The following is a 21,762-nucleotide window of genomic DNA, read 5'->3' on the forward strand; positions in this document are numbered from 1 at the left end:
TGGTTATGAGTACTCCAGCACAGCTTGCCGCGCGGTTGCGCGCTGAGGCCGATGACGGTTCCTTGGAGTCATTCTGCTTGGATACCGGCATTGACCTGCTGGTTCTTTTTGGCAGCGCGCACGTCGATGCCACCAACGCGAATGATGTTGACCTTGCCTATTCGGTTGATTTCTCGCGTGCGAAGGCTGACCGGCCGAATCTGCTCGACGTTGCCACGGCGTTTTACTCCCGCTATGGCGAGGGCATCGATCTCATGTGCCTGGATACCGCGGACACGGTGGCGCAGCATGAAGCTCTGCAAAAGTGCGAGCTCTTGGTGGATCCGTCCAATTCCAAGTATGGAACACTGCAAATGATGGCGGCACGGGAGTACATCAATACGGCGTATCGCCGCGAGTTCGAGCTCAGGAGCTTAATGTCATGAGTCCACGGGATTTCCAATCAGACACTATCCGCAAAAGGCTTGTCTCCCTCCGGCGCATACTTGGCGAGCTTGAAAAATACCGGGATTCAGACGTGGACGAACTGCGCTCTGACCTTTCACAAATGTATGCCGTGTTTTTCATGCTGCAGCAAGTAATCGATCTTGCCACAGATATTAACCAACACATTGCGGCAACGACCTTAAACGTTGCGGACTCTAGTAGCCGTCGCGGTTTCGAAGATCTCATTCGCGCGGGCGTTTTACCCGCCGACCTAGAGCAGGATTTTTATAAGAGTGCGGCTTTGCGCAATGTCATTACTCACCAATACGTTGAAGTGGATTTGGGAATCGTCTCCAATTCAATCCCGCGAGTATTAGATGTATATACGCAATACGTTAAATCGATTTCGCGCTGGCTAGCCTCCCGCTAGCACGGTCTTTTCTTGCGTGCGCGGGCGCCAATATGCAGCTTCTACTGCGTTAAGTTCCTTGAAATGCGAGGACGTCAGCTCATCCATCGCGGTTAAATAACCGCCCACATCCTCGCGCGGTAAGCGCAGGCCCATCGTCAGGTGCGGCGTCCAGCGCGGTCCGCGGCCCTCGGGATTGGCGGCGCTAATCTTCCGCGCTGCCATTTCGAGTTCATCGCTAGTTTCTAATAACCATGCCACGGTCCGTTTCCTCTTCGTGCCGAAGATGACGTTTCCCACGCGCCGAAACGTCGCCGGAATGACCGGCGGTAAAAGCTCCGCGGCAAGCTCTACAACGTGGGGCTCCATCTCCTGCGCGAAGGTCACCGTAATATGCGGGCGCTGGTTTTGCACGGGGAATCCGCGCTCGGCAAGACCTGCAAAGATCTCCCGAATCTGCTCTTCCTGCTTTTCTGGCAAGTAGAGCAAGATATTATCCGGCGATGCTGTACTCACGATGCGGCTTTCTTCATTTCAAGTGGGCACGATTCATTCGTGTGCCCAAGATACGGGCGGTTTCGGTACTGTTTCTAGTTCTGTTTCTAGGGTACCGCCGGTCAACACTGGTGAGATCTCCGCGATGCTATAGGTCCCATGCTCAATTTGAGCAAAGTCGCCCCTCAAAAATCGCATCGCGCCTTCAATTGACGCAGAGGAGGTTGCGCATAGGAGGTTGCGCATAGGACCCTGCACAGAAGAGGTTGTACACCGGGCACTGCGCATTGGACCCCGCGCATAGGCTCCCGTACAGCGGACTCTGCGCAAAGAACCTCCCCTTTTCCTTGTGCTCGTTTACACGGGTGCCTTTAATAAGAGTATGAGCACATCAGATTCTTCGCCTTTCATTCTCGCCATAACGGCGTGCCCAACGGGTATCGCCCATACGTATATGGCCGCCGAGAACTTGGAGGCCGCCGCCAAAAAGCTGGGCTACCGCATCAAGATTGAAACGCACGGTTCTATCGGCGTGGAGGGCATCTTCAGTACACAAGACATCGAGGAAGCCGATTCGATTGTTATCGGTGCCGATACGACCATCGCGAAGGACCGATTCCACGGCAAGCGCTTGGTGGCCACCGGTGTGGACGAGGCCATCAAGCACCCAGAGCGGCTGTTAACCAAGTCCTTGGAGGCAGCAGCGTGGAAGGGTGAGGATAAGGGGGCATCGGAAAGCGAGGCGGAGGACGCTGCGGAAGATGCGGGGCTGCGCGGTATTGGGCAGACCATGTACAAGGCGCTGATGAATGGCGTTTCCCACATGATTCCTTTCGTGGTCACCGGCGGATTGCTCATCGCCGTGGCGCTGTCCTTGGGCGGCACACCCACGCCAGAGGGGCTGTCGATACCTGAAGATAGCTTCTGGAATACGCTCAATGAGCTCGGCGGCCTGGCTTTTTCGCTGATGGTGCCGGTCTTGTCTGGTTACATTGCCGTCGGCATCGCGGATAGGCCGGGGTTAGCGCCGGGGCTTATCACAGGGCTCATCGCCACGACCGGCTCGCTGTATGGGTCCGAGGCTGGCGCCGGATTCTTGGGCGGTATCGTCACCGGTATTCTCTCCGGCTACGTGGCCCTCGCGATCAAGAAGATTCCGGTGCACAAGTTCATCGCGCCGATTTGGCCGATTATCGTCATCCCGATTTTTACCACGCTGATAGTGGGCCTAGCCTTCATCTATTTCATCGGCGCGCCGATTGCCACCGCTTTCGAGGCCATGACCGAATACCTCGGCGGGCTGCAGGGCTCGTCTGCGATTGTGCTGGGTCTTATCATTGGTGCGATGATCGCCTTCGATATGGGAGGGCCGTTCAATAAGACTGCCTTCCTGTTTGGCGGCGGCATGATCGCCGCGGGAAATGCAGCCCCGATGGGTATGGCCGCCGCCGCGATTGCGGTTCCGCCGCTCGCAGTGGGCGTGGCCACCCTCCTGCGCCGCGGTTGGTTCAATAAGGCGGAAAGCGATTCCGGTATCGCCGCGCTATTCATGGGATTTTTCGGCATCACCGAAGGCGCCATTCCCCTAGCGGCGGCGCGTCCCCTGCAGGTCATCCCGGCCAACGTCGTCGGTGGTGCTGTGGCCGGTGCAATGGCGGGCGCGTTCGGGGTCCAAGATCATGTCATGCACGGCGGCCCGATCGTCGCCGTCCTCGGCGCGGTGGACCAAGTGGCGTGGTTCTTCCTGTCCATGCTCTGCGGCGTTGCCGTGTGTGCCGCGCTCATGCTCCTACTCATTCGCCTGACCCAACGCTCCCCAGAAGCAGACGAAGCCACTGCGGAGTCCACCGTGCTCCCACTTCTCGATGCCTCCACCATCAGCCTCGATGAACCGCTCGGTTCCGATCCAAAGGACGTCATCAAGTCGCTCATTTCCCTCGCCGCCACCGATGGCCGCATTAACGACGCCGCCGCGGTTGCCGATGCCGCCCTTCACCGCGAGGCCCAACACTCCACCGGCGTGGGCCACGGCGTGGCCATCCCGCACGCTCGCTCCGCCGGCGTTTCCGCACCAACTCTGGCCTTCGCCCGGCTTCCCGAGGGCGGTGTCACCTGGGGAAGCCGCGAAGAGCCCACGACCTTAGCGTTTCTCATCGCCGTTCCCGATGACGCCGGAAAACAGCACTTGAAGCTGCTGTCCACCCTCGCCCGCGCCATCATGAGGGAGGATTTTCGCACCCAGCTGCACGCGGCCAACTCCCGCGAAGAAGCAGAAGGGATTATCTCCTCTGTCCTCCAAGTCGAGCCCCAAGCCGCCGTGGAGTCTTAGTTTTCTGCCTTGCCCTCGGTCTGTCCGGAAAGGAGCTGTTCTACCGATACCTTTCCGCCGGCGCGGGCAAACTCGGTGGTGGCGTGATCACGCAATTCTGCATCTCCCAAGAAATCCATAGCTACTTGGGCAAGGCCCGCAGCGGAATCTACTGCGGCATCCACCGCAGATTCCGTATTGGCCCACCTTGCAAAGTCCTCGGTATGCAGGGCCACTTCTTCCGGCGAGACCTTAACCATCGGGTGGATCCCCGGCACCAAGTGAGAGACATTGCCAAAATCGGTGGAGGCAGCAAACGTATCCGGCACAGTTCCGGCCGGCAACGCCGTACGTCCACGTTGGGCTTGCGTGCGCGCCCACCGCGCCGCAAGCGTTTCGTTATTGCGCACTGGGAGGGACATCGGATGTGGATCCCAGTGGATCTCCACACCACAGCCCGCCATCAGGGCTGCCCCTTGCGCGATTTCCTCGACTCTCCCGGAAAGATCGAGCAACGTCTGCGTTCCTAGGGAGCGCACGTACACCTCCACGGCGGCGTGCTCTGGGATGATGGACGGGCGCTTTCCACCGGCAGAGATAATCGCGTGAAGGCGGTCCGACGGCGGCATCTGCTGTCGCAGCAAGCCCATTCCCTGATACGCCAAGTTCGCCGCATCGAGCGCATTGCGGCCCATAAAAGGTTGCGAACTGGCGTGGGCCGCCACGCCATGAAATTCAATCGTGGCGGATCTGCGCCCCACCCACGCGTGCGACGCAATATCGTAGCCGAAGCCGTGCACCATGATCGCCGCGTCCACCTCGTCTAAGCTGCCGCCGCGAATCATGTATTCCTTGCCGGTATGGCCCTCTTCAGCCGGGGTGCCCTGCAGAATGATGCGCCCCTCCACGTCCGACCGCGCCAACACCCGCGCCGCGATGAGGAAGGCACCCACTCCCGCTGCCGCAATTACATTATGCCCGCACGCATGGCCGATGCCCGGCAGGGCATCGTATTCGGCCATGATTGCCACGGTTGGATGAACCTGCGGATCGAAGTTGTCACTGCAGGCCTGTGCAGTAAAAGCGGTGTCTACGCCATATGCGCGGCGGACCGTTTCATGTCCTTGGTTGTCTACTATTTCCGCCAACACTGCCATCGACCGATGCTCTGCAAAAGCGGTTTCTGGGTGCGCATGTAAGTCGTGCACGATATGAGCAAGTATCTCACGGAAAGAATCAGCACTCTCCGCGCACTGCTGCCAGTATCTAGTCTGGCCCTCGTACGTCTCGTGGAAGGGCGCCGGCGGCTTCGCCTTAGCAACCTTCGCCGCGATGTCCTGTCCCACAGAGTCAACATAGGCGGTAGATGGCCTAGATGGTCGTGACATATTTATCCCTCAATCATGATGGAGTTGCCCGGCCCCAATGGCAGATCCGCATAGAACCAAATCGCCAGCAAAATAGCCCATGCGGTAAAGAACGGAATGACATAGGGAATCAACCGCGACATGAGTGTGCCAAGACCAGCCTGTGGTTCGTATCGTTGCAAGAGCCCCAACATGACAATCATATAAGGGTTCAACGGCGTAATGATTTGCGTGGCCGAATCCCCTACTCGGAAAGCTGCCTGCACGAAGGCCGGCTCATACCCTAAAAGGGCAAACATGGGAACGAACACGGCTGCCATCAGAGTCCACATGGCTGAGCCAGAAATAATCAGTAGGTTCAGGCAAGATGCGAGAATAATAAAAGCCAAGATGGCTGCGAAACCATTCAATCCGATGGTTTCTAAGAATGCTGCTCCCTTAACTGCCGTCCACGTGCCTATGCCGGACCACGCAAATAGGGCGACGAATTGGCCCAGGATAAAGGCAAGAATGAGAAAACCCATCATGTCCTTTAAGGCGCCGCCCATCATGTCGACGAGGTCTTTAATGCTCTTTACGGTGCCGACCACCACGCCATAGGAAACACCCATCACCAAAAAGTAGGCGAAGACGATAAACACGATCGAGTCCAATAGCGGGGACTTTGGCAAAAAGCCACCGCCCTCATTGCGGAAGGGCGATGATTCTGGCAAGACCGAGACAAAACTCACGGCGGTTAAAATGACCATGGCGATAAGTGACACCACCATGCCGCGCATTTCCACCGCACTCAATGTTGCCTTGAGCTCGTTTCCTTCAGAATCGCGATCACCACGGCCTTTCGCTTCGCTCTCATCAATCTGTTCCTCGGTTGGCACCTTTTGGCGCCACATGCGCGGCTCAATGATTTTATCGGTAATAAATCCCGCCAAGATGCCCAATACAATGGAAGAAGCGATATTGAAAAAGTAATTTGATACCGCATTCACGCTGATAAAATCCATCCCTGGCAGCGTGTCCATCACGGCATTGGTAATGCCGGCAAAGAGGGCATCCAGAGAGGTGGGGACCAAAGCAGTGGAATAACCGGCGCCCACCGCAGCAAAGCCGCCGATGAGACCCGCCACGGGGTGTCGTCCCGCAACCTTAAATACCATTGCGGCCAATGGCGGGACTACCACAAAGGCGGAGTCGGCCATGATAGATGCTGTGACGCCAATGAGCCCCACAGCATAAGGCAGCGCCCATTTTTTAGCAGAACCGAAAAGCTTTCGAATGACTGCAGAAAGCATGCCAGAGCGCTCTGCCACTCCGACTGCCAACAGAATTGGAAGAACGGTAACCAGCGGAGGAAAGCCGATGTAGTTTGCCCCGAGGTTTGTAGTCAGCCAGGTGATTCCTTCACCGGTAAAAAGTCCCTTTACCTTCAAAGTTTCTTCTGATCCGGGAACTTCAATAGAAACATCGAGGTAGGCCATGATGGAAGAAGCCACACCGGTGAGGAGAAAGAGGATCAAAAAGAGCGTAAAGGGTTCGGGGAGTCTATTGCCCAGAAACTCCACTCCAGAAAGGAATTTATCGACCATTCCTTTCTTTTCACTGCTGCCTTGACCGCTATCGCTGTCGTTGCCTTTCGTTAGCAGTGTCGTATCAAGGTCAGCATTTCTGGTATCTGTGTTTGTACTATCTTGCTGCGGTCTCCCAGCGGGGTTTTCGACGGACATTACGTTCTCCTATGGGTGAGTTCAACATAATAAATCGCAGCATACAGTAATACACATCACATATGTCGTTTTCATTCAAAATTTACTCACACGCTGGGCATAAGCCTGGAATTTGTCCTATTTCTTACCGGATGAAGGACACAAATGGGGCATCGCCAAGCGCATAAAGCGCCTAACGGGCCGTGAGAGCGCTAACACTTTAGAACGGCAAGAAAACCAGCAACCACGCCAACAGCGGACTGAGAGCGATGACCACGCCGGAGTATATCAGCATCTGTTTGAATACACGGTCGCGGTGCCCGGGATGGACATTGGCAAGCACCATTGCGCCATTCGTAGAAAAGGGACTCACGTCTACGACGGTGGCGGAAATGGCGATGGCGGCTGCAGTACCAACAACCGGCAAGGTGCCGTCGGTCAAGAAAGGCGTGGCCATAGACATTGCAATTCCGATGGTGGCAATAGAGGAAGCAAGCGCCGAAACGATTCCCGAAAGGTAGCACATGAGCAATAACCCAAGGGCTGGCGCGCCAAGCGCGGTTATGGCACCCGAAAGGGAGTCAACGGTACCGGCGGCTTCAAGGATCTCAATATAGGTCACCATGCCGCCTACCAGGACGATCGTCCCCCAAGAAACGTTATTGAGCGCCTTGACCGACTCGCCCGGTTTAATCACCGCCAGGATGGCTCCCAATATGATGGAGAGAAGACCAATATCGAGGCTGAAAATTCCCGCCCCAATGGCCAGCGCGGCCAGCGCGGCAAGGGTCAGCCACTGGAAAGGCTGCACTTTTGCGGAAGTATCCTGTCCTTGATCGCCCTCGGAATGGATTTCCATCGACGAATCCCACTGTTGCCCGATGAGTTTTCGCCCACCTAAAAATACATAGACCAAGAGGCCCATGAATACATTAAAGAGCATGGCGATAATAAAGAGCAGCGTTTGCGATGCTTCGAGTCCCGCATTCTGGATGGTGCTGTTAACAAAAATGCCGTAAACGCTGAGCGGTGAAAGCAATCCCGCCATGCCGCCGTGGAAGACCATCATGCCCATCATGAGCGGGTTGATTCGATAGCGGCGAGCAAAGGGCAGCGCCAAAGGGGAAATGACACCGATGCAGAAGATGGCACCGATGGACATGAAGGCCCCGGTAATGGCGAAGAAGATCCACGGCATGACCGCCCGGTTACCGCGCACCAACCGCATACACCAGTTCAGCAACAGGGAAATGGTGCCGTTGTGCTGCGCAAAACCAAAGAGATATGTAAGCCCCATCAGGGCAAACATGAGGTCTACGGGAAAGCCCGCGAAGATGGAATCGAGCGGATCCGTGCCGCCCTCATTAAAAGCGGGTAGCTTATAACCAACAAGAAAAGCGCCAGCTAAGCCAAGTATTCCTAGGTTAATATTGCGCAGCGTCCCCAGCAGAAAGATGGCGATGAGAACGATGACAGTTACGGCTTGTAAAGACATAGCGGAAGTCTCACGTGCGGTATCGAATGCCACTGCTCATGGGTGGAGCATGGCGGAGAATGGCCAGGGGTGTAGGCCGCTTTCGAGGAAAAGTTTACACTCCCATTCCATATGACGGGCAACTAGTCCCACTTATTGAGAAACAAGGCTAGGGGTCTCCGCCACCTCGCAAGCACCCCACCGCCAGCACAATAACCCGAACGCTTTGGACACTCCCAGAAATCACCACCGAGGGGGCATTCAGATGGCTGGATACGCGCCCCCAAAAAAGTAACCGCCTTCACAAATGGCAGTGGCACGGGTTACACTTGGATCCACACTTATTGTTCAACAATTAAGGATGGTGTTGAATGGCTTCGCTCCACATTGATCTCAACGCGGACTTGGGTGAAACCACCGCCGGCAACCCGGTAGCCGATGATGCCGCGATGCTGGAGATGGTCTCCTCCGCCAATGTCGCCACCGGCTTCCACGCCGGTGATCCGCACTCCATTGCGCAGACCCTTAAATCCGCGGCGCGTGCGGGAGTAACGGTCGGAGCACACGTGGGTTATAACGATCCGGCCGGTTTTGGCCGCCGCTTCATCGACTACAACGCAGCGGAGCTCGCGGACGAGGTCACCTACCAAATTGGTGCGCTCGATGCGCTGGCGCGCGCCAATGGCACGCGGGTGTCTTATGTGAAGCCGCACGGCGCGATGTACAACACCATCGTCAAGGACGAGGCACAAGCCAAGGGAGTTATCGCAGGCATCAAGGCCTTCGGTGACCTCCCCGTGATGCTGCTGCCAGGCGGCCTCGCCGTCGATATTGCAGAATCACAAGGCCTCACCGTCATCCGCGAGGCCTTCGCGGATCGCAACTACAACCCCGATGGCACGCTGGTCTCACGCAAGCAGGACAATGCGGTGATGGGGGATGAAGGGGATGTCGTCAAGCGCGTGCTCGAAGTCGCCCAAACCGGCTCCATTACCGCCATCGATGGCACCACGCTCGATGTCGATGCCCAGTCCGTGTGCACCCACGGTGACTCGCCGGGCTCCGTGAAACTGCTGCGCGGTGTGGTCGAGCGCCTCAGCGCGGAAGGAATCGACATTCGGAGCTTTATCTAATGCCGCATATTCACTTCGTTGGCACCCGCGCCCTCCTCATTGATTTGGACGGGCTTGAGCAGGTCATGGCGTGGCATGCGGCACTGTCCGCTAAACCGCTGAAGAACCAGGTGGATTGCATCGCCGCTGCCACCACGTTGCTCATCACCTTTGAAGCGCCGAATTCCGCGCGCGCGGCCGCAGAGTTTCTGACGGACTTCTCCCCTGCCGCCGCTACCGCGAAAGAGGCGCGCACGGTCGACATCGACGTGCTTTACGATGGCGAAGACGTCGACGCCGCCGCCGAGCTCCTCGGCATGTCGCGCGAGGCCTTGATTGACTGGCATACCTCTACCGAATGGACCGCCGCCTTTGGTGGCTTTGCCCCCGGCTTTACTTACTGCGCGCCTTCCGATCCGGCCCAAGCCAAGGCCGTGCCACGCCGCTCCGATCCGCGCACGGCCGTTCCGGCTGGTGCCGTAGGCATCGCGGGTGAGTTCTCCGCGGTCTACCCGCGCGTTTCGCCAGGTGGCTGGCAGCTGCTCGGCACCACCAATACCCCGATGTGGGATTCGCACGCGAACCCACCCGCGTTGGTGCAGCCCGGTGACCGGGTGCGCTACCGCGCCGTGGACGAGCTGCCGGACTTAGTGGATCGCAGCGCGGAATCCAAGCGTTCGCCGGCCCGCCTGCCCCGTATGGAGGTCCTCGATGCCGGCCTGCTCACGCTTTTTCAAGACCTTGGCCGCCCCGGCGTAGGTGACTTGGGCGTAACACCCTCCGGTGCCGCCGACCACGCCGCCGCGGCAACCGCGAATGTTGCCGTTGGCAACCCGCGGGGAGCTACGGTGCTAGAAAATATCGGTGGCATTAAGCTGCGCGCGCTGACCGATACCGTCATCTGCGTGACCGGTGCCATCGCCCGCGTCCGCCTGGGTGAGATGCCCGTGCACCTCGCCCGCCCGGTGCTCGTAACCGCCGGCCAGACAGTGACGGTCGGTGCCGCAACGGTGGGCATGCGCAATTACGTGGCCATTCGCGGCGGCATTATTGCCGAGTCCGAGCTCGGCTCCTCTGCCACCGACGTCCTTTCTGGCCTCGGCCCCGATCCCGTCACCACCGGCGATGTCATCGGTGTGCTGCCGCGCTCCACCGGCATGACGGATGCACAATTGGTCAACCCCCTGCGCGTATCCGCTGACTCCGCCGGAAAAACGCGCGCGACGCTGCGCTGCGTGCTGGGCCCGCGCGATGACTGGTTTGGCGATAATATCTCCACCTTCCTGGATACCGAATGGGTCGTTTCCTCTGATTCCAACCGCGTTGGCCTGCGGCTTTCCGGGGCTAAAGGCAGCGCAGAGACTTCCGATATCACCGTGCAGCGCGTGAAAGACGGCGAGCTCCCCTCTGAGGGAATGGTGGCCGGCTCCATCCAGATCCCGCCGAATGGCAAGCCGGTGGTCTTCCTGCGCGACCACGCGGTCACCGGCGGCTACCCCGTCATCGCCACCGTGCTGGAGGAAGATATCGACATCGCCGCGCAGCTCCCGCCCGGCGCGCGCGTGACCTTCCGCCTCGTGGCACCCCAAGCTTTAAATACTGGAGAAGAAAATGCAGATTAAAACCGTCCTCATTGCTAACCGCGGCGAAATCGCCGTGCGCATCGCCCGCGTGGCCCGCGACTTGGGCATTAAATCCATCGCCATTTATTCCGAGGCCGACGCCGGCGCCCTGCACACCCAGGTTGCCGATGAAGCCTATGCGCTGCCCGGCAATACCGCCGCCGATACCTATATGAATATCCCGGCGCTACTGGATATTGCAGTGCGCGCCGGTGCGGATGCTATCCACCCGGGCTACGGTTTCCTCTCCGAAAACGCCGACTTTGCCCGCACCGTCACCGATGCCGGCATGATCTGGATCGGCCCCTCGCCGGAATCCATCGAGCTTTTGGGCGATAAGATTGCCGCCCGCCGCGTGGCCGAAGAGGTCGGCGCGCCCCTGGCTCCGGGCACCTCCGATCCCATTGATGATTGGCAGGAGGCCCGCGCCTTTGCCGAGGAGCACGGCCTGCCGATTGCCATCAAGGCCGCTTATGGCGGCGGCGGGCGCGGACTCAAGGTCGTGGACTCCATGGATGAGATCGAGGGCGCTTTCAACTCCGCCGGGCGCGAGGCCATGGAGGCATTCGGCCGCGCCGAGTGCTACGTGGAGAAGTTCCTGACGCACCCGCGCCACGTAGAAGCGCAGGTCCTGGCGGATACCCACGGCAACGTTCGCGTGCTGGGCACCCGCGATTGCTCCACCCAGCGCCGCTTCCAAAAGCTCATCGAGGAGGCCCCGGCGCCCGCGCTTTCCGATGCCCAGCGCACCGGCATCATCGAAGGTGCCCGCTCCATCTGCTCCCACGTGGGCTATACCGGAGCCGGCACCGTGGAGTACATCGTTTCCGAGGATGGCACCATCTCCTTCTTGGAAGTCAATACCCGCGTCCAGGTCGAACACCCCGTGACCGAGGTGGTTACCGGCACAGATATCATCGCTGAGCAATTCCGCATCGCCGCGGGCGAGCCCCTTTCCATCGCTGAGGATCCAGCCTCCACCGGCCACGCCTTCGAGTTCCGCATCAATGCCGAGGACATCCTCAACGGCTTTGCCCCCTGCCCCGGCACCATCGTCTCATTCGAGCCACCCACTGGCCCCGGCATCCGCGTCGATTCTGCTGTCCGCTCGGGTTCTATCATTCCGCCGTACTATGACTCGCTCATCGCCAAGCTCATCGTCTGGGGACCCACGCGCGAGGTAGCCCTCGCCCGTTCGCGGCAGGCGCTGCGCGAATTCGACGTCTCCGGCGTGCGCACCGTGCTGCCCTTCCACCGCGACATGATGGACGAACCCGCGCTCGTTGGTACCCCGTCTTCCGCTGAGGCCGATGCCGGTGCCAGCGACATCGGCGTCTTTACTGACTGGCTCGATCACAACTACCGGCCTTCTGCCGCCAACCAGGTAGACAAGGTCGAGGCAATCTACACCAAGCGCCGGACGGTCGCGGTAGAAATCGACGGCAAGCTCGTCAATATCGGCGTGCCCATGGATTTCCTCGCTGGTGCTGGTGCCGGCGCTGGCGCGGGCGCCGCGGGTGATTCTGATGCCACCGCCCCCTCGACGGCCGGGGCGCAATCTACCGACGATAACGCGGTCACCTCCCCCTTCGAGGCCAACCTCGTGACCTGGAATGTATCCGATGGCGATAGCGTCTCCGAAGGAGATTCCATCGCCACGGTCGAGGCCATGAAGATGGAATCTGCCATCAAGGCCCCGCGCGGCGGCACCATCAAGATCCTTGCTGAAGAGGGCGACCGCCTGGATTCCGCGACGGTGATTGCGACCATCGACTAGCGCGTGCTGCCTGCCGGTTGGCCCGCGCACCTACCTGGGCGCCTGGCCGCGCAAATACTCGCCAAGGTAGGGCAAGAGGAAACGCACGGTTCCATAGCGGCGGCTAGCGATGAGATCGCGCTCTAATAGCAGCTTGCGGGCCATGGAAATGGCATTGGGAGTCTTGCCCAGGTGCGCCGCGATGGCACCGGTGGGAATATCAGCCCCGTGTTCGGTTTCCAGCTCCGCCATGGCGTTGAGAAAAGCGCGCTGGGCGTCAGGAACATTCTTCAACGCAATCCTGTGCACCTGGTTGCCCATATGCGCTGGAATCTCGCGCGCAATGGAGGACACGTGACGCTCCTCGATGGCATCCGCCCCATCGAGTACCGCACGGGTCCACGCCAAAGCGCCGACCAGCTGCAATAGGTACGGATAGCCCTGCACCAATGCGGTCGCCTCTTTTAAAGCGTGCTCGCTGAAACCGCGCCCAGCTGCGGTAGCGGTGCTCTGCAGAGATTCGGCCACGGTGGCATCATCAAGCAGCCCCAAATCCAGCCTTTGAGCGCGACGCAAAAAGGTGGTGCCCTCATGCTCCAATAGCTCTTCTACCCCAAACGTCAATCCCGCGGCGGCGAAGGCGATATCGTATTCGTCGCGAATGAGATCCTGGATGGCGGTTGCGAGCTGTGCAAGCTCATCCACGCTGGCCGCTTGCACCTCATCAACCGTCAACAAGACGCCCGCATCATGGGCACGCGCGGACTTCAGGAGGCTGCGCAGCCGCGAGACCAGGCTGGGCTGGGCCTGGTTGTGGGGCAATTGCGTCGTCACAGATCCCACGCCCGCCACCGAGAATCCCGTGATCTTGCGGCCAGGAGTCTCCGTATAGTCCAGCTCCTCGATGGCTTCCGGAATCGTGGAATCGCGCAACTGCGTCACCATCTGGGCATCCGCATAGGCGCGGATAACTACCCACCCAAGGCGGCGCGCGGATTCTTCAAACTCATTGAGAAGTACCGTTTTTCCCACCCCGCGCGTACCGCTGACTAGCAAGGCGCGCTGCATGCTGCCCACACCGCCCACCAGCCCATAGTTAAACGAGCTGATTTCAAATTCGCGCCCGGCCAACTGCACCGGCGACGCGCCGAAACTGGGGCGAAAAGGATTCTTATCCGGAATCACTCTGACAGACCTTCCATTTAGATCCTTTAGAACTATGACTTCAGTTTAGATCCTTTAGAACTTCGCCGCCTCTTTAGAACTTTTAGATCTTTAAGTCATACGGAATGGCCGTTGACGCCTCACCCATTCAGTAAGGTAAGGGTCATGCTTTCCCAGTCCGTCGCCACCGCTTTGCGCCAAGAGATGTCGGCCGGCAATTTTCAGCCCGGCGAGCAACTCAGTGAGGTAAAGGTGGCTGAGCAATTCGGTTGCTCCCGCAATACCCTCCGCGAGGCGTTTACCACGCTCGCCGCCGAGCGCCTGGTCGAGCGCATCCCTCACCGCGGCGTCTTCATCGCCACCCCAGATTCCGCCTATATCCGCGATTTATTCGCCGCCCGCGCCGCCATCGAGCCGTCCGCCGCGCGGTGGGGCGCGTTTGCCGATGCCCCCTCGCTCATCTCCCTCGCCTCCTCCGCCTTCGAGTGCGCGAAGCGCAATAAGCCTCAGGAAGTCTCCTCCATCAACCAGCGCTTCCACCAAGCACTGGTAGCAGGGCTAGGTTCCGCTACCTTGGATGAGCAGATGAGCAACCTGCTCGCGCGCATGCGGCTTACCTTTTTATTGGTCATCCCGCGCTACCCGCAGCTGCACGCCGAGCACATTCAAGGCAACGTTGATGTGGCCACGCTCATCGCGGATGGAAAACGGGAAGAGGCCACCACACACTTGCGCGATAGCCTCTTAGAAACTTGCGATACCATCTTGTCCTTCACGGACTAATTAAGCGGCGGGGTATATGCCTATGGGATGAGGTACTCCGCATCGCGGGCATTGGTCACCAGCATCTTGCCCGGCGCATGGGAAATGGCCAGCTCTGGCTTTGATTCCATCACGATGGCCTGCGGAGTAACCCCACACGCCCAAAAGACGGGCAGGCAACCTTCTGGAATATCCACCGCATCACCAAAGTCTGGATGAGCTAAATCCGCGATACCGATGGCCGCCGGATCCCCCACGTGCACCGGCGCGCCATGCACGGACGGATAGCGGGAGGTAATGCGCACCGCATCGGAGACCTGCGATGCCGGAATCGGGCGCATCGATACCACCATCGGTCCGGAAAATACGCCCGCAGGAGTAGTAGGAATATTCGTCCGGTACATCGGCACATTGCGTTGCTGTTTAATATGCGCGATCTCGATGCCCGCATCCACCAACGCCGTTTCAAAGGTAAACGAACATCCGATAAGGAAGCTGACCATGTCGGGGGTGTAATGGGAGGTGGCATCAGCAAGCGTGGCCGTGTGCTCACCATACTCAAAGATGCGATAGGCCGGGATATCGGTGCGGATATCGCCGCCAGGCAGGAGATCAGAGGTGTACTGTCCCGCCTCCAGAACACCGACGATGGGGCACGGCTTGGGGTTGCGCTGAGCAAAAAGCAGGAAGTCGAAGGCGTATGCGCTGGGCAGCGAGAGCAGGTTGGCCTGCATGTAACCCCGCGCATGCCCGGCGGTGGTGGTCATCTCGTGGGTGCGCGCGAACTCGCGCACCTCTTCTGGCGTGTGCATTATGCCCATATCGCTGTGATTCCTGAGACTGCGCGAAGGCCGATGAAAATGGTAAGCAGCCAGGCCAGGCCGCCAAGGATAAGCAGCCACTTTGGGTACTTATAGCCCTGCAGCAGATCCTTGCGGCGCCAAGCCACCCACATCACCAGGGCGAAGCCGATGGGAAGGATGAGCCCGTTAATCGCACCGGCGAAGATCAAGAGCTTTTGTGGCGCGGAGTTGATTATTACAAAAATGACCGTACAGACCGTAATGAAGATGACGGTGAAGATATTGCGGGTCCGGGCCGGGGTTTTCTGGGTGGTCACGAAGGATACCGAGGTATAAGCGGCACCGATGACGGAAGATAGGCCCGCAGCAAAGAGCACCATGCCGAATGCGCGGAGGCCAAATTCACCGGCCGCGTGGTAGAAGGCATCGGCGGCAGTATTATTTTCTTTTAGCGTGACGCCGGTAGCCACCACGCCCAATACCGCCAAGAAGAGCAGCATGCGCATAATACCGGTGACGATGATGCCGCTGACGGAGGTGCGCGTAATGTTCTTGACGTTTTCAACGCCAGATAAGCCCGCATCGATCAACCGGTGCGCGCCGGCAAAAGTGATATAGCCACCGACGGTGCCGCCGATGATGGTGGTAATGACGAAGAAATCGATTTCACCCGGCGCGACGGTATTCTTAAGCGCCTCCCCTACCGGCGGCTGGCTGACGATGGCCACATACAACATAAGCAGGATCATTACCGCGCCCAAGGCGGCCACGAGGCGGTCCAACGCCATTCCAGCACGGCGGGAGAGGAAGATGAACACCGCAATCGCAGCCGCAATGACGCCACCGATGCGGGCATCGATGCCCAGCATCGCGTTCAGGCCCAAACCTGCGCCGGCGATATTCCCGATATTAAAAATCGCCCCGCCGAAAAAGACGAAGCCTGCGAGCACCCAGCCCAATCCGGGCAGGACGGTATTGCCCAAGGTATTGGCACGCATTCCCGTCACGCAGAGCACGCGCCACACATTAAGCTGGATGGCGATGTCTACCAAGATGGACAGCGCGATAGCGAAGGCAAAAGAAGCGCCCATCTGGACGGTAAAGACCGAAGTCTGGGTCAAAAAGCCCGGTCCAATGGCCGAGGTAGCCATGAGGAACATGGCGCCCGCCATGGCGCCAATGCCCTTGGGCGGGGTTTTCGCATCCGCCTGCGCATCCGCCTGTGCCGAGGCGGAAGCTTGTTTTTCAGCACTCACTAGTTTCACCTTTCGTGACGCCGGTCTCTCTTAAATGTGATTCGCATCATCATAATTGTTATTACGGAGGTTGTTCAACAACATCTATAGCTAGGGGTGCTTCGGGGGTGATCTACGCTACTTTTCCCGCCTTTCGCCCCAAGTATTCAACTATTGTCTCCACTACCCTATTTGGGTCATTGACCAGCTCTTTTGGCCCAAACCTCAATACCGTAAATTGCTGGTTTTCGATTTCGCGTTGCCGACGCATTTGTTCTTTGACCACCGCTTCCGGCGGTTTTCCATAGGTGCCGTCATACTTGGTATCCCCGTCGACCTCGATAATGAGCCATCCATCGATACATAAGTCGGCTCGGTACTTTCCCAATACGCGAAATTGTGGGTACACAGTGGCAGCGGGAATCCTTTCAATAATTAACGCCCGCAAAAGCGACTCGTACGGTGATTCGGATCCTGCATACGCATGCTTAACTGCCATTTTCATGGGGATAGGCCCCTTCATCCGAGCCATTGCTGCCTGAGTTTCTTTCAGTTCTTCTACCGAGACCAGGCCCGCACGCAAGGCAGAATCGACTGCAACAAGCCCTTCCGCAAACCCACGTAGCCTGGCGATATCCAAGCACGTCCGCGCAGGATTCGTTACCCGAACCCCAGACCTTTCCACCGAGGTCTCCTCTATACGTGACATTCGGTAATACTTTCGCGGCCACTGCGTTTTCGGTGGGATACTTCCTGAAGGTGAAGCGAGTTCAACAACTTCGTTTCTCCGCGGAATCACCCATATCCCCCAAATACGCGCAGCTGACTTAGCCACCAATGACGCTCGGTGCGCACTTAGGCCGGCTCCTAAAGTAAGGGCAAGCTGTTGCTTATGCCATGGCCAGCTTTCCCACGTCGTCGTTTTTACTGCAATCCATGGAGCGACTCGCTTTAATTCGCCCTTGTACAACGCGGGATAGTAAGGACTAGTTGAACCTGCATAACGTAGATTAATTAACTCATGATTTAACATGCTTTTTATCTTCGTGGCTTCCTCGAGAAACTGCCCGGCGTATTGCTCCAAATGGTCAGATTCTGAGGTTTCCGCAAGGGATTCGCATTGAACGGGTGACGGTGCACGGAGCAGACGGCAGTATCTATTTCGGAAGGTCAAATTGTTAGTCACTTTGGTCAGGGTTGGAAGGTCAGGCTCCTATGTTCAACCTCCACTGCAATAACTGAGCAAAATGGTGCCTCAAATATCGCAAATTCTCTTCAAATGTTGCATAGGACCCTGCACTTTTTAGGAGCAACCTGAAGAGGCCTTTAAGCAGCCGGTTGCGGAACATCCTGAGGAGGCTTTTGCACAGGTATTTGCGGCGCTTTTGCGGGACGGACCGCAACGAGTCCTAGAACTATCGCGAACAGTCACGAATCGAGTCCACATCAGGCGCGTGCAGCTCACCGCTGGAATGGGGCGTGATTTACTAGAACCAATGGAACCCCTCGAGCTCTCAGCACTTACCGGCACGCAATCGCGCACCTACGGCACCCGCAAAATCACCAAGGACATGATGTCTGCGCCGGTCCATGTGGCGATCGCCCTGTGGGATGAGCGCTGGGATTCAGCGGAGGATGGAACCATCGAGGGGTGGGTCATCGCGGTCAACACCAAGCAGGCGCGCTTCGTGCGCAAAGGCCAGATCAAAAAGGGCGATATCGTCAAAGTTGCAGTACGCGAACTACAGCGCGCCCTGCGCGGAATCGACGGGCGCACCTGGATTGTCACCGGGCGCAGGCAAAATGCGCTACGAGCGGCACTCGAAAAGCGCGGCTATACGGTGACGGGGAGCTTTGCGGGGGAGAATCGGGCATCGGCAAGCGCGAGCTCCGTACGCCGCAAACAAGCTGGCTTGACCGCGCGTAAGGCCCGCAAGCTGGGCGAGGCACCGAAAAAGAAGGAAGTCAACCAAGTCGAAACGCCAGAGGCGAAATGGTGGCCAAACTTCTCGCACACGACGTCGTGGCCGGCAGGCGCGGTGGTACGCATCGCTACCGACGCCTCCTCCGATACCGTATTCAAGGGCTCGATGTGTTTCGTGGCGGGCAACGGTGACTACCGCCTGCGCACCCGCGAAACGAAAGCCAGCACGGATGAACTGGAATTGGAAGCGCTCACGCTCGCATTAAAGTACCTGCGCAAAGTAGGTGCGACGAAGGCCGTGATCGAATCCGACTCTGTTGCGGCTTTAGATGCGGTCAACCACATCCTGTACAAGAAAGGCTCGAAGGCCGCCCGCCCGGGACGCACGTGGCGAGGGGTATCGTCTGGCGCGCGCTCCCGATTCCAACAGGCCTGGGGCGACATAGAAGGCAATTGCGAGGTGGATATCCGCCGGGTGCTCGGCCATGCCGGGGATCCGCTCAATCGCGCCGCCGATCAGATTGCGTATATGGGGCTGCGCGCCATTGCCCACCCCATGAAGCAATCACGGCCTACTTTGCAAAGCGGGATCAGCAAGGCGCTCAAGGCGGTAAAATCCCGGTAACGGTTACCGCCGCAGCACGCTTATTGTAATCGGCGCGCGCCCTCACCAGGCTGGGCCACCACGAAGGTCGGAGTAGGAAAACCCTGCTTTGCTGCTGCTTTTTCAATTGCATGCGCGGTCGCATCCACATCGTCCTTCGCCACTAAGGCAATAACCGCGCCGCCAAAGCCACCGCCAGTCATGCGCGCACCGAACTCGCCCGCCGCGGTAAAAGCAGAATCGAGTTCGGGCGTGGTGACCTCGTAAAGATCCCGCAGCGAGACATGGCTATCGCGCATCAGTTGGCGAAATGTGTCCATATCGGAGGCGCATAAGGCGGAAGCAGCACTCAAGGTGCGCTCGGTTTCCTCCACCACATGGCGCACGCGCCTGCGGTAAAGCTCGGCCGAGTGCGAGGACCTTTCGGCGAAGGTCGCAGCGAAGTCTATCGCATCCGGAATATCGCGGATAACGCACCCAGCCGCAGATTGCACGTCATCGATAACACCTCGGCGAGAGGCATATTGGCCATCAGACAGCGTGTGGGGCGCATTAGTATCTGCGATAAGCAGCACCAAATCTTGAGAGGCGATATCGAAGGGGATGCGTTCGACGGCTCCGGTAGCGAAATCGAGGAATAGTGCCTTTCCGCGCTGCCCAAAGAGGCTGGCATTTTGATCCAGTCCCCCGGTGGAAGCGCCCACCACCTCATTTTCAGCACGGATGCAGGCTTGGACGAGCTGCGCTCTAGCAGCATCATCGGGTAAACACCCATGGTCGAGTTCATAAGCTGCTACGGCAATAGAGCACTCCAACGCTGCAGAACTGGATAGACCAGAACCAACAGGAACGTCCGATACAATCGCGATATCGAGCCCAGTGCACTGCAATAAATCGGCCTCGACCGCCGCCCAGATGGTGCCAGCGACGTAGCCTGACCAATCAACAGGATGCCCCGGTTGCACGCTAGAAAGCGGAACACAGGCCTGAGCGACGGAACCATCGAATTCCGAAGCGATGCGTATTGCGCCATCTGTACGCGGGCGCACAGCTACGGCCGTATTTTGTTCCAAGGCAAAAGGAATGGATGCGCCACCGGCATAGTCAATATGCTCGCCGATGAGGTTTACCCGCCCTGGAGCCGCCCACACCCCCACCGGCTCAGGGGCAGCAGCACCTGCCTCATCTTCAGCGAAAGTCTCCACGAAAAGCCGATGGGCAGCGGTTGCGAGTTCCTCGTCCGTGCGCGCAGTAAACCATTTAGGCATCCCAAACCTCCTTGAATCGCGCGGCAATACGTTCCGGCGTGGTGTCATTAATCCACACTCCCTGTGCAGATTCAGAACCGGCAAGGTACTTCATGCGATGCGGCGAGCGCATGAGCGAAAATAGTTGCAGGTGCATGCGGATCCCCTCGCGGATAGACGGATCCACCGGAGCTTGGGTCCATCCAGCAATATATGGGGTCTTTTCCACACCTTCAAAGAAGCGGTCAACTGCGGAATAGAGCTTTTTCAACAGGGGTGCTAAATCGGCGCGTTGCTCCTCATTCAGCGCAGAAAAGTCTGGGACGCCCTCATTCGGTAGCACCATCGCCTCCAGCGGCCACTTAGCAGCCGCTGGAACAAGGACAGTGAAATGCTCAGTCTCCGCAATAATGCGATTGCCTGCTTCCCGTTCCCTATCGAGGAGATCCTGAAAAAGATCGCCATCATAGGCATGAACCGAATCCACAATCGAGCGCAACCGTGGGGAAAGGAATGGGTAAGAATAAATCTGGCCATGCGGGTGCTGGAGGGTAACCCCGATTTCTTCCCCGCGGTTTTCAAAGGGAAAGACCTGCTGGACCCCATCGATGGCAGAAAGTGCCGCGGTGCGGTGCGCCCAGGCCTCGATCACCGTGCGAATGCGGGACTCAGCCAGATCCCGAAATGAAAGGGCTGGATCTTCGGTAAAACACACCACCTCGCAACGGGCATGGGCGGGCAAACGCGGGACCATACCGATAAGCTCATCTTTATCTGGCTCCTCAATCGTGGCGGCCGTGGAAAAAGAGGGGAAGCGGTTTTCAAAAACCACTACGTCATAGCTTGGGCTGGGAATCTCAGTTGGCAGTTGGTCCGGCCGCGTCGGGGCTAGAGGGTTTTCATTTGCCGGCGGCATGAAGGTTCTGTTCATGCGGTGTGCGGCAAAAGCCACCCAATCGCCGGTCAACGGGTCGCGGCGCATTTCAGAGGCGGGGGCGACGGCGGGGATATCGCGGGCATCGTCAAGCACGCGATCGGGGTGAGGTTTATCGTCGAAGTAGATGATCTCACGGCCATCGGCAAGCGTGGCATGGGTGATATCAACCATTACTCTTCTCCTGGAATCCGGATGGGCTTAAGGCGGGCCCAAAGGGCGAATAGTACCGCTACGGCAAGCATTCCGAGGCCTGCCCACAAGTTATCCGCTGCTTCTTTTGGCATGGCTGTTTCTGGGTTAATGCCTGGGTCGAGGAAGAAATAACAGGCGATGAGGATGAGGCCGTACAAGCCTAATAAGGCCCCAATCACGTTGCGTAGGTCGAATGCGCCTGCGTGCTGTTTTTCAGACATA

Annotated in this window: 19 protein-coding genes; 8 read left to right on the forward strand and 11 right to left on the reverse strand. The window is 58.3% G+C overall.

All coding sequences use genetic code 11. The annotated features are described in order from the left end of the window. Positions 1-5: 5 nt before the first annotated feature. Both ABRP84_RS00595 and hepT read left to right on the forward strand, forming a co-directional pair. The gene (locus tag ABRP84_RS00595; protein WP_349852040.1) at positions 6-425 is read left to right on the forward strand and encodes a hypothetical protein; all 420 of its coding nucleotides are present in this window, start codon (positions 6-8) and stop codon (positions 423-425) included. Further along, the gene (gene hepT / locus ABRP84_RS00600) at positions 422-856 is read left to right on the forward strand and encodes a type VII toxin-antitoxin system HepT family RNase toxin (protein WP_349852042.1); all 435 of its coding nucleotides are present in this window, start codon (positions 422-424) and stop codon (positions 854-856) included. Before ABRP84_RS00595 ends, hepT begins: the two co-directional genes overlap by 4 nt. Here hepT and ABRP84_RS00605 read toward each other — a convergent pair. After that, positions 842-1,351 (reverse strand): 2'-5' RNA ligase family protein, encoded by a 510-nt coding sequence (locus ABRP84_RS00605; RefSeq protein ID WP_349852044.1) that lies wholly within the window; start codon positions 1,349-1,351, stop codon positions 842-844. The genes hepT and ABRP84_RS00605 overlap by 15 nt on opposite strands. A 361-nt stretch (positions 1,352-1,712) precedes the next feature. Between ABRP84_RS00605 and ABRP84_RS00610 the strand changes: the two genes are divergently transcribed. Next, positions 1,713-3,659, forward strand: a complete 1,947-nt coding sequence (locus tag ABRP84_RS00610; protein WP_349852046.1) for a fructose-specific PTS transporter subunit EIIC — start codon at positions 1,713-1,715, stop codon at positions 3,657-3,659. Here ABRP84_RS00610 and ABRP84_RS00615 read toward each other — a convergent pair. The 3 genes from ABRP84_RS00615 to ABRP84_RS00625 all read right to left on the reverse strand — a co-directional run bounded on the left by ABRP84_RS00615 (position 3,656) and on the right by ABRP84_RS00625 (position 8,203). Further along, on the reverse strand, positions 3,656-5,026 hold the full coding sequence (locus ABRP84_RS00615; RefSeq protein ID WP_349852048.1) for a M20 family metallopeptidase: 1,371 nt from the start codon (positions 5,024-5,026) through the stop codon (positions 3,656-3,658). The genes ABRP84_RS00610 and ABRP84_RS00615 overlap by 4 nt on opposite strands. A 2-nt stretch (positions 5,027-5,028) precedes the next feature. Continuing rightward, positions 5,029-6,591 (reverse strand): AbgT family transporter, encoded by a 1,563-nt coding sequence (locus tag ABRP84_RS00620; protein ID WP_349852332.1) that lies wholly within the window; start codon positions 6,589-6,591, stop codon positions 5,029-5,031. Between the two features lie 337 nt (positions 6,592-6,928). Next, positions 6,929-8,203 carry an SLC13 family permease gene (locus tag ABRP84_RS00625; protein ID WP_349852050.1) on the reverse strand — a complete coding sequence of 425 codons (1,275 nt, stop codon included), beginning with the start codon at positions 8,201-8,203 and terminating at the stop codon, positions 6,929-6,931. 350 nt (positions 8,204-8,553) lie between these two features. Between ABRP84_RS00625 and ABRP84_RS00630 the strand changes: the two genes are divergently transcribed. From ABRP84_RS00630 to ABRP84_RS00640, 3 genes are read left to right on the forward strand one after another with little or no spacing between them, the layout of a single operon-like run. After that, a complete protein-coding gene (locus ABRP84_RS00630; RefSeq protein WP_023016886.1) occupies positions 8,554-9,315 on the forward strand; it encodes a LamB/YcsF family protein in 762 nt (253 codons plus the stop codon). Continuing rightward, a complete protein-coding gene (locus ABRP84_RS00635; protein ID WP_349852053.1) occupies positions 9,315-10,916 on the forward strand; it encodes a 5-oxoprolinase subunit B/C family protein in 1,602 nt (533 codons plus the stop codon). The genes ABRP84_RS00630 and ABRP84_RS00635 overlap by 1 nt, the downstream gene beginning before the upstream one ends. After that, positions 10,906-12,693 carry an acetyl/propionyl/methylcrotonyl-CoA carboxylase subunit alpha gene (locus ABRP84_RS00640; protein WP_349852055.1) on the forward strand — a complete coding sequence of 596 codons (1,788 nt, stop codon included), beginning with the start codon at positions 10,906-10,908 and terminating at the stop codon, positions 12,691-12,693. Before ABRP84_RS00635 ends, ABRP84_RS00640 begins: the two co-directional genes overlap by 11 nt. A 30-nt stretch (positions 12,694-12,723) precedes the next feature. Here ABRP84_RS00640 and ABRP84_RS00645 read toward each other — a convergent pair whose 3' ends face one another. Beyond that, complete coding sequence (locus ABRP84_RS00645) at positions 12,724-13,857, reverse strand: ATP-binding protein (protein WP_349852057.1); 1,134 nt, start codon at positions 13,855-13,857, stop codon at positions 12,724-12,726. A gap of 144 nt (positions 13,858-14,001) precedes the next feature. On the opposite strand from ABRP84_RS00645, the gene ABRP84_RS00650 reads away from it, so the two are divergent. Then, a complete protein-coding gene (locus ABRP84_RS00650) occupies positions 14,002-14,619 on the forward strand; it encodes a GntR family transcriptional regulator (protein WP_023025481.1) in 618 nt (205 codons plus the stop codon). 20 nt (positions 14,620-14,639) lie between these two features. Here the strand turns inward: ABRP84_RS00650 and ABRP84_RS00655 are convergent, their stop codons facing one another. From ABRP84_RS00655 to ABRP84_RS00665, 3 genes are all read right to left on the reverse strand, one after another. After that, positions 14,640-15,419 (reverse strand): putative hydro-lyase, encoded by a 780-nt coding sequence (locus ABRP84_RS00655; RefSeq protein WP_349852060.1) that lies wholly within the window; start codon positions 15,417-15,419, stop codon positions 14,640-14,642. Further along, on the reverse strand, positions 15,410-16,573 hold the full coding sequence (locus tag ABRP84_RS00660; protein ID WP_349852334.1) for an NRAMP family divalent metal transporter: 1,164 nt from the start codon (positions 16,571-16,573) through the stop codon (positions 15,410-15,412). Before ABRP84_RS00660 ends, ABRP84_RS00655 begins: the two co-directional genes overlap by 10 nt. Before the next feature lie 196 nt (positions 16,574-16,769). Next, positions 16,770-17,720, reverse strand: a complete 951-nt coding sequence (locus ABRP84_RS00665; protein WP_349852062.1) for a DUF559 domain-containing protein — start codon at positions 17,718-17,720, stop codon at positions 16,770-16,772. A 412-nt stretch (positions 17,721-18,132) separates the two neighbouring features. Between ABRP84_RS00665 and ABRP84_RS00670 the strand changes: the two genes are divergently transcribed. Beyond that, positions 18,133-19,185, forward strand: a complete 1,053-nt coding sequence (locus ABRP84_RS00670) for a ribonuclease HI (RefSeq protein ID WP_349852064.1) — start codon at positions 18,133-18,135, stop codon at positions 19,183-19,185. Positions 19,186-19,205: 20 nt separating this feature from the next. Here the strand turns inward: ABRP84_RS00670 and galK are convergent, their stop codons facing one another. The 3 genes from galK to ABRP84_RS00685 are packed head-to-tail and all read right to left on the reverse strand — an operon-like array spanning position 19,206 to position 21,761. Then, entirely contained in the window at positions 19,206-20,432 is a 1,227-nt protein-coding gene (gene galK / locus ABRP84_RS00675) for a galactokinase (RefSeq protein ID WP_349852066.1), read from the reverse strand. Then, complete coding sequence (galT, locus tag ABRP84_RS00680; RefSeq protein WP_349852068.1) at positions 20,425-21,519, reverse strand: galactose-1-phosphate uridylyltransferase; 1,095 nt, start codon at positions 21,517-21,519, stop codon at positions 20,425-20,427. The genes galK and galT overlap by 8 nt, the downstream gene beginning before the upstream one ends. Further along, positions 21,519-21,761, reverse strand: coding sequence for a cell wall anchor protein (locus ABRP84_RS00685; protein ID WP_349852070.1), 243 nt, complete (start codon positions 21,759-21,761; stop codon positions 21,519-21,521). Before ABRP84_RS00685 ends, galT begins: the two co-directional genes overlap by 1 nt. Between the last annotated feature and the right edge of the window lies 1 nt (position 21,762).

The organism is Corynebacterium sp. KPL2861 (genome assembly GCF_040225475.1).
GTDB lineage: Bacteria > Actinomycetota > Actinomycetes > Mycobacteriales > Mycobacteriaceae > Corynebacterium.

Excerpts from the sequence above, each read along its gene's own strand:
- ABRP84_RS00595 (WP_349852040.1), top strand. The coding sequence starts at position 6 with ATGAGTACTCCAGCACAGCTTGCCGCGCGGTTGCGCGCTGAGGCCGAT.
- hepT (WP_349852042.1), top strand. The coding sequence starts at position 422 with ATGAGTCCACGGGATTTCCAATCAGACACTATCCGCAAAAGGCTTGTC.
- ABRP84_RS00610 (WP_349852046.1), top strand. The coding sequence starts at position 1,713 with ATGAGCACATCAGATTCTTCGCCTTTCATTCTCGCCATAACGGCGTGC.
- ABRP84_RS00615 (WP_349852048.1), bottom strand. The coding sequence starts at position 5,026 with ATGTCACGACCATCTAGGCCATCTACCGCCTATGTTGACTCTGTGGGA.
- ABRP84_RS00620 (WP_349852332.1), bottom strand. The coding sequence starts at position 6,591 with ATGGTCGATAAATTCCTTTCTGGAGTGGAGTTTCTGGGCAATAGACTC.
- ABRP84_RS00625 (WP_349852050.1), bottom strand. The coding sequence starts at position 8,203 with ATGTCTTTACAAGCCGTAACTGTCATCGTTCTCATCGCCATCTTTCTG.
- ABRP84_RS00630 (WP_023016886.1), top strand. The coding sequence starts at position 8,554 with ATGGCTTCGCTCCACATTGATCTCAACGCGGACTTGGGTGAAACCACC.
- ABRP84_RS00635 (WP_349852053.1), top strand. The coding sequence starts at position 9,315 with ATGCCGCATATTCACTTCGTTGGCACCCGCGCCCTCCTCATTGATTTG.
- ABRP84_RS00640 (WP_349852055.1), top strand. The coding sequence starts at position 10,906 with ATGCAGATTAAAACCGTCCTCATTGCTAACCGCGGCGAAATCGCCGTG.
- ABRP84_RS00650 (WP_023025481.1), top strand. The coding sequence starts at position 14,002 with ATGCTTTCCCAGTCCGTCGCCACCGCTTTGCGCCAAGAGATGTCGGCC.
- ABRP84_RS00655 (WP_349852060.1), bottom strand. The coding sequence starts at position 15,419 with ATGGGCATAATGCACACGCCAGAAGAGGTGCGCGAGTTCGCGCGCACC.
- ABRP84_RS00660 (WP_349852334.1), bottom strand. The coding sequence starts at position 16,573 with ATGGCGGGCGCCATGTTCCTCATGGCTACCTCGGCCATTGGACCGGGC.
- ABRP84_RS00670 (WP_349852064.1), top strand. The coding sequence starts at position 18,133 with ATGGAACCCCTCGAGCTCTCAGCACTTACCGGCACGCAATCGCGCACC.
- galK (WP_349852066.1), bottom strand. The coding sequence starts at position 20,432 with ATGCCTAAATGGTTTACTGCGCGCACGGACGAGGAACTCGCAACCGCT.
- galT (WP_349852068.1), bottom strand. The coding sequence starts at position 21,519 with ATGGTTGATATCACCCATGCCACGCTTGCCGATGGCCGTGAGATCATC.
- ABRP84_RS00685 (WP_349852070.1), bottom strand. The coding sequence starts at position 21,761 with ATGTCTGAAAAACAGCACGCAGGCGCATTCGACCTACGCAACGTGATT.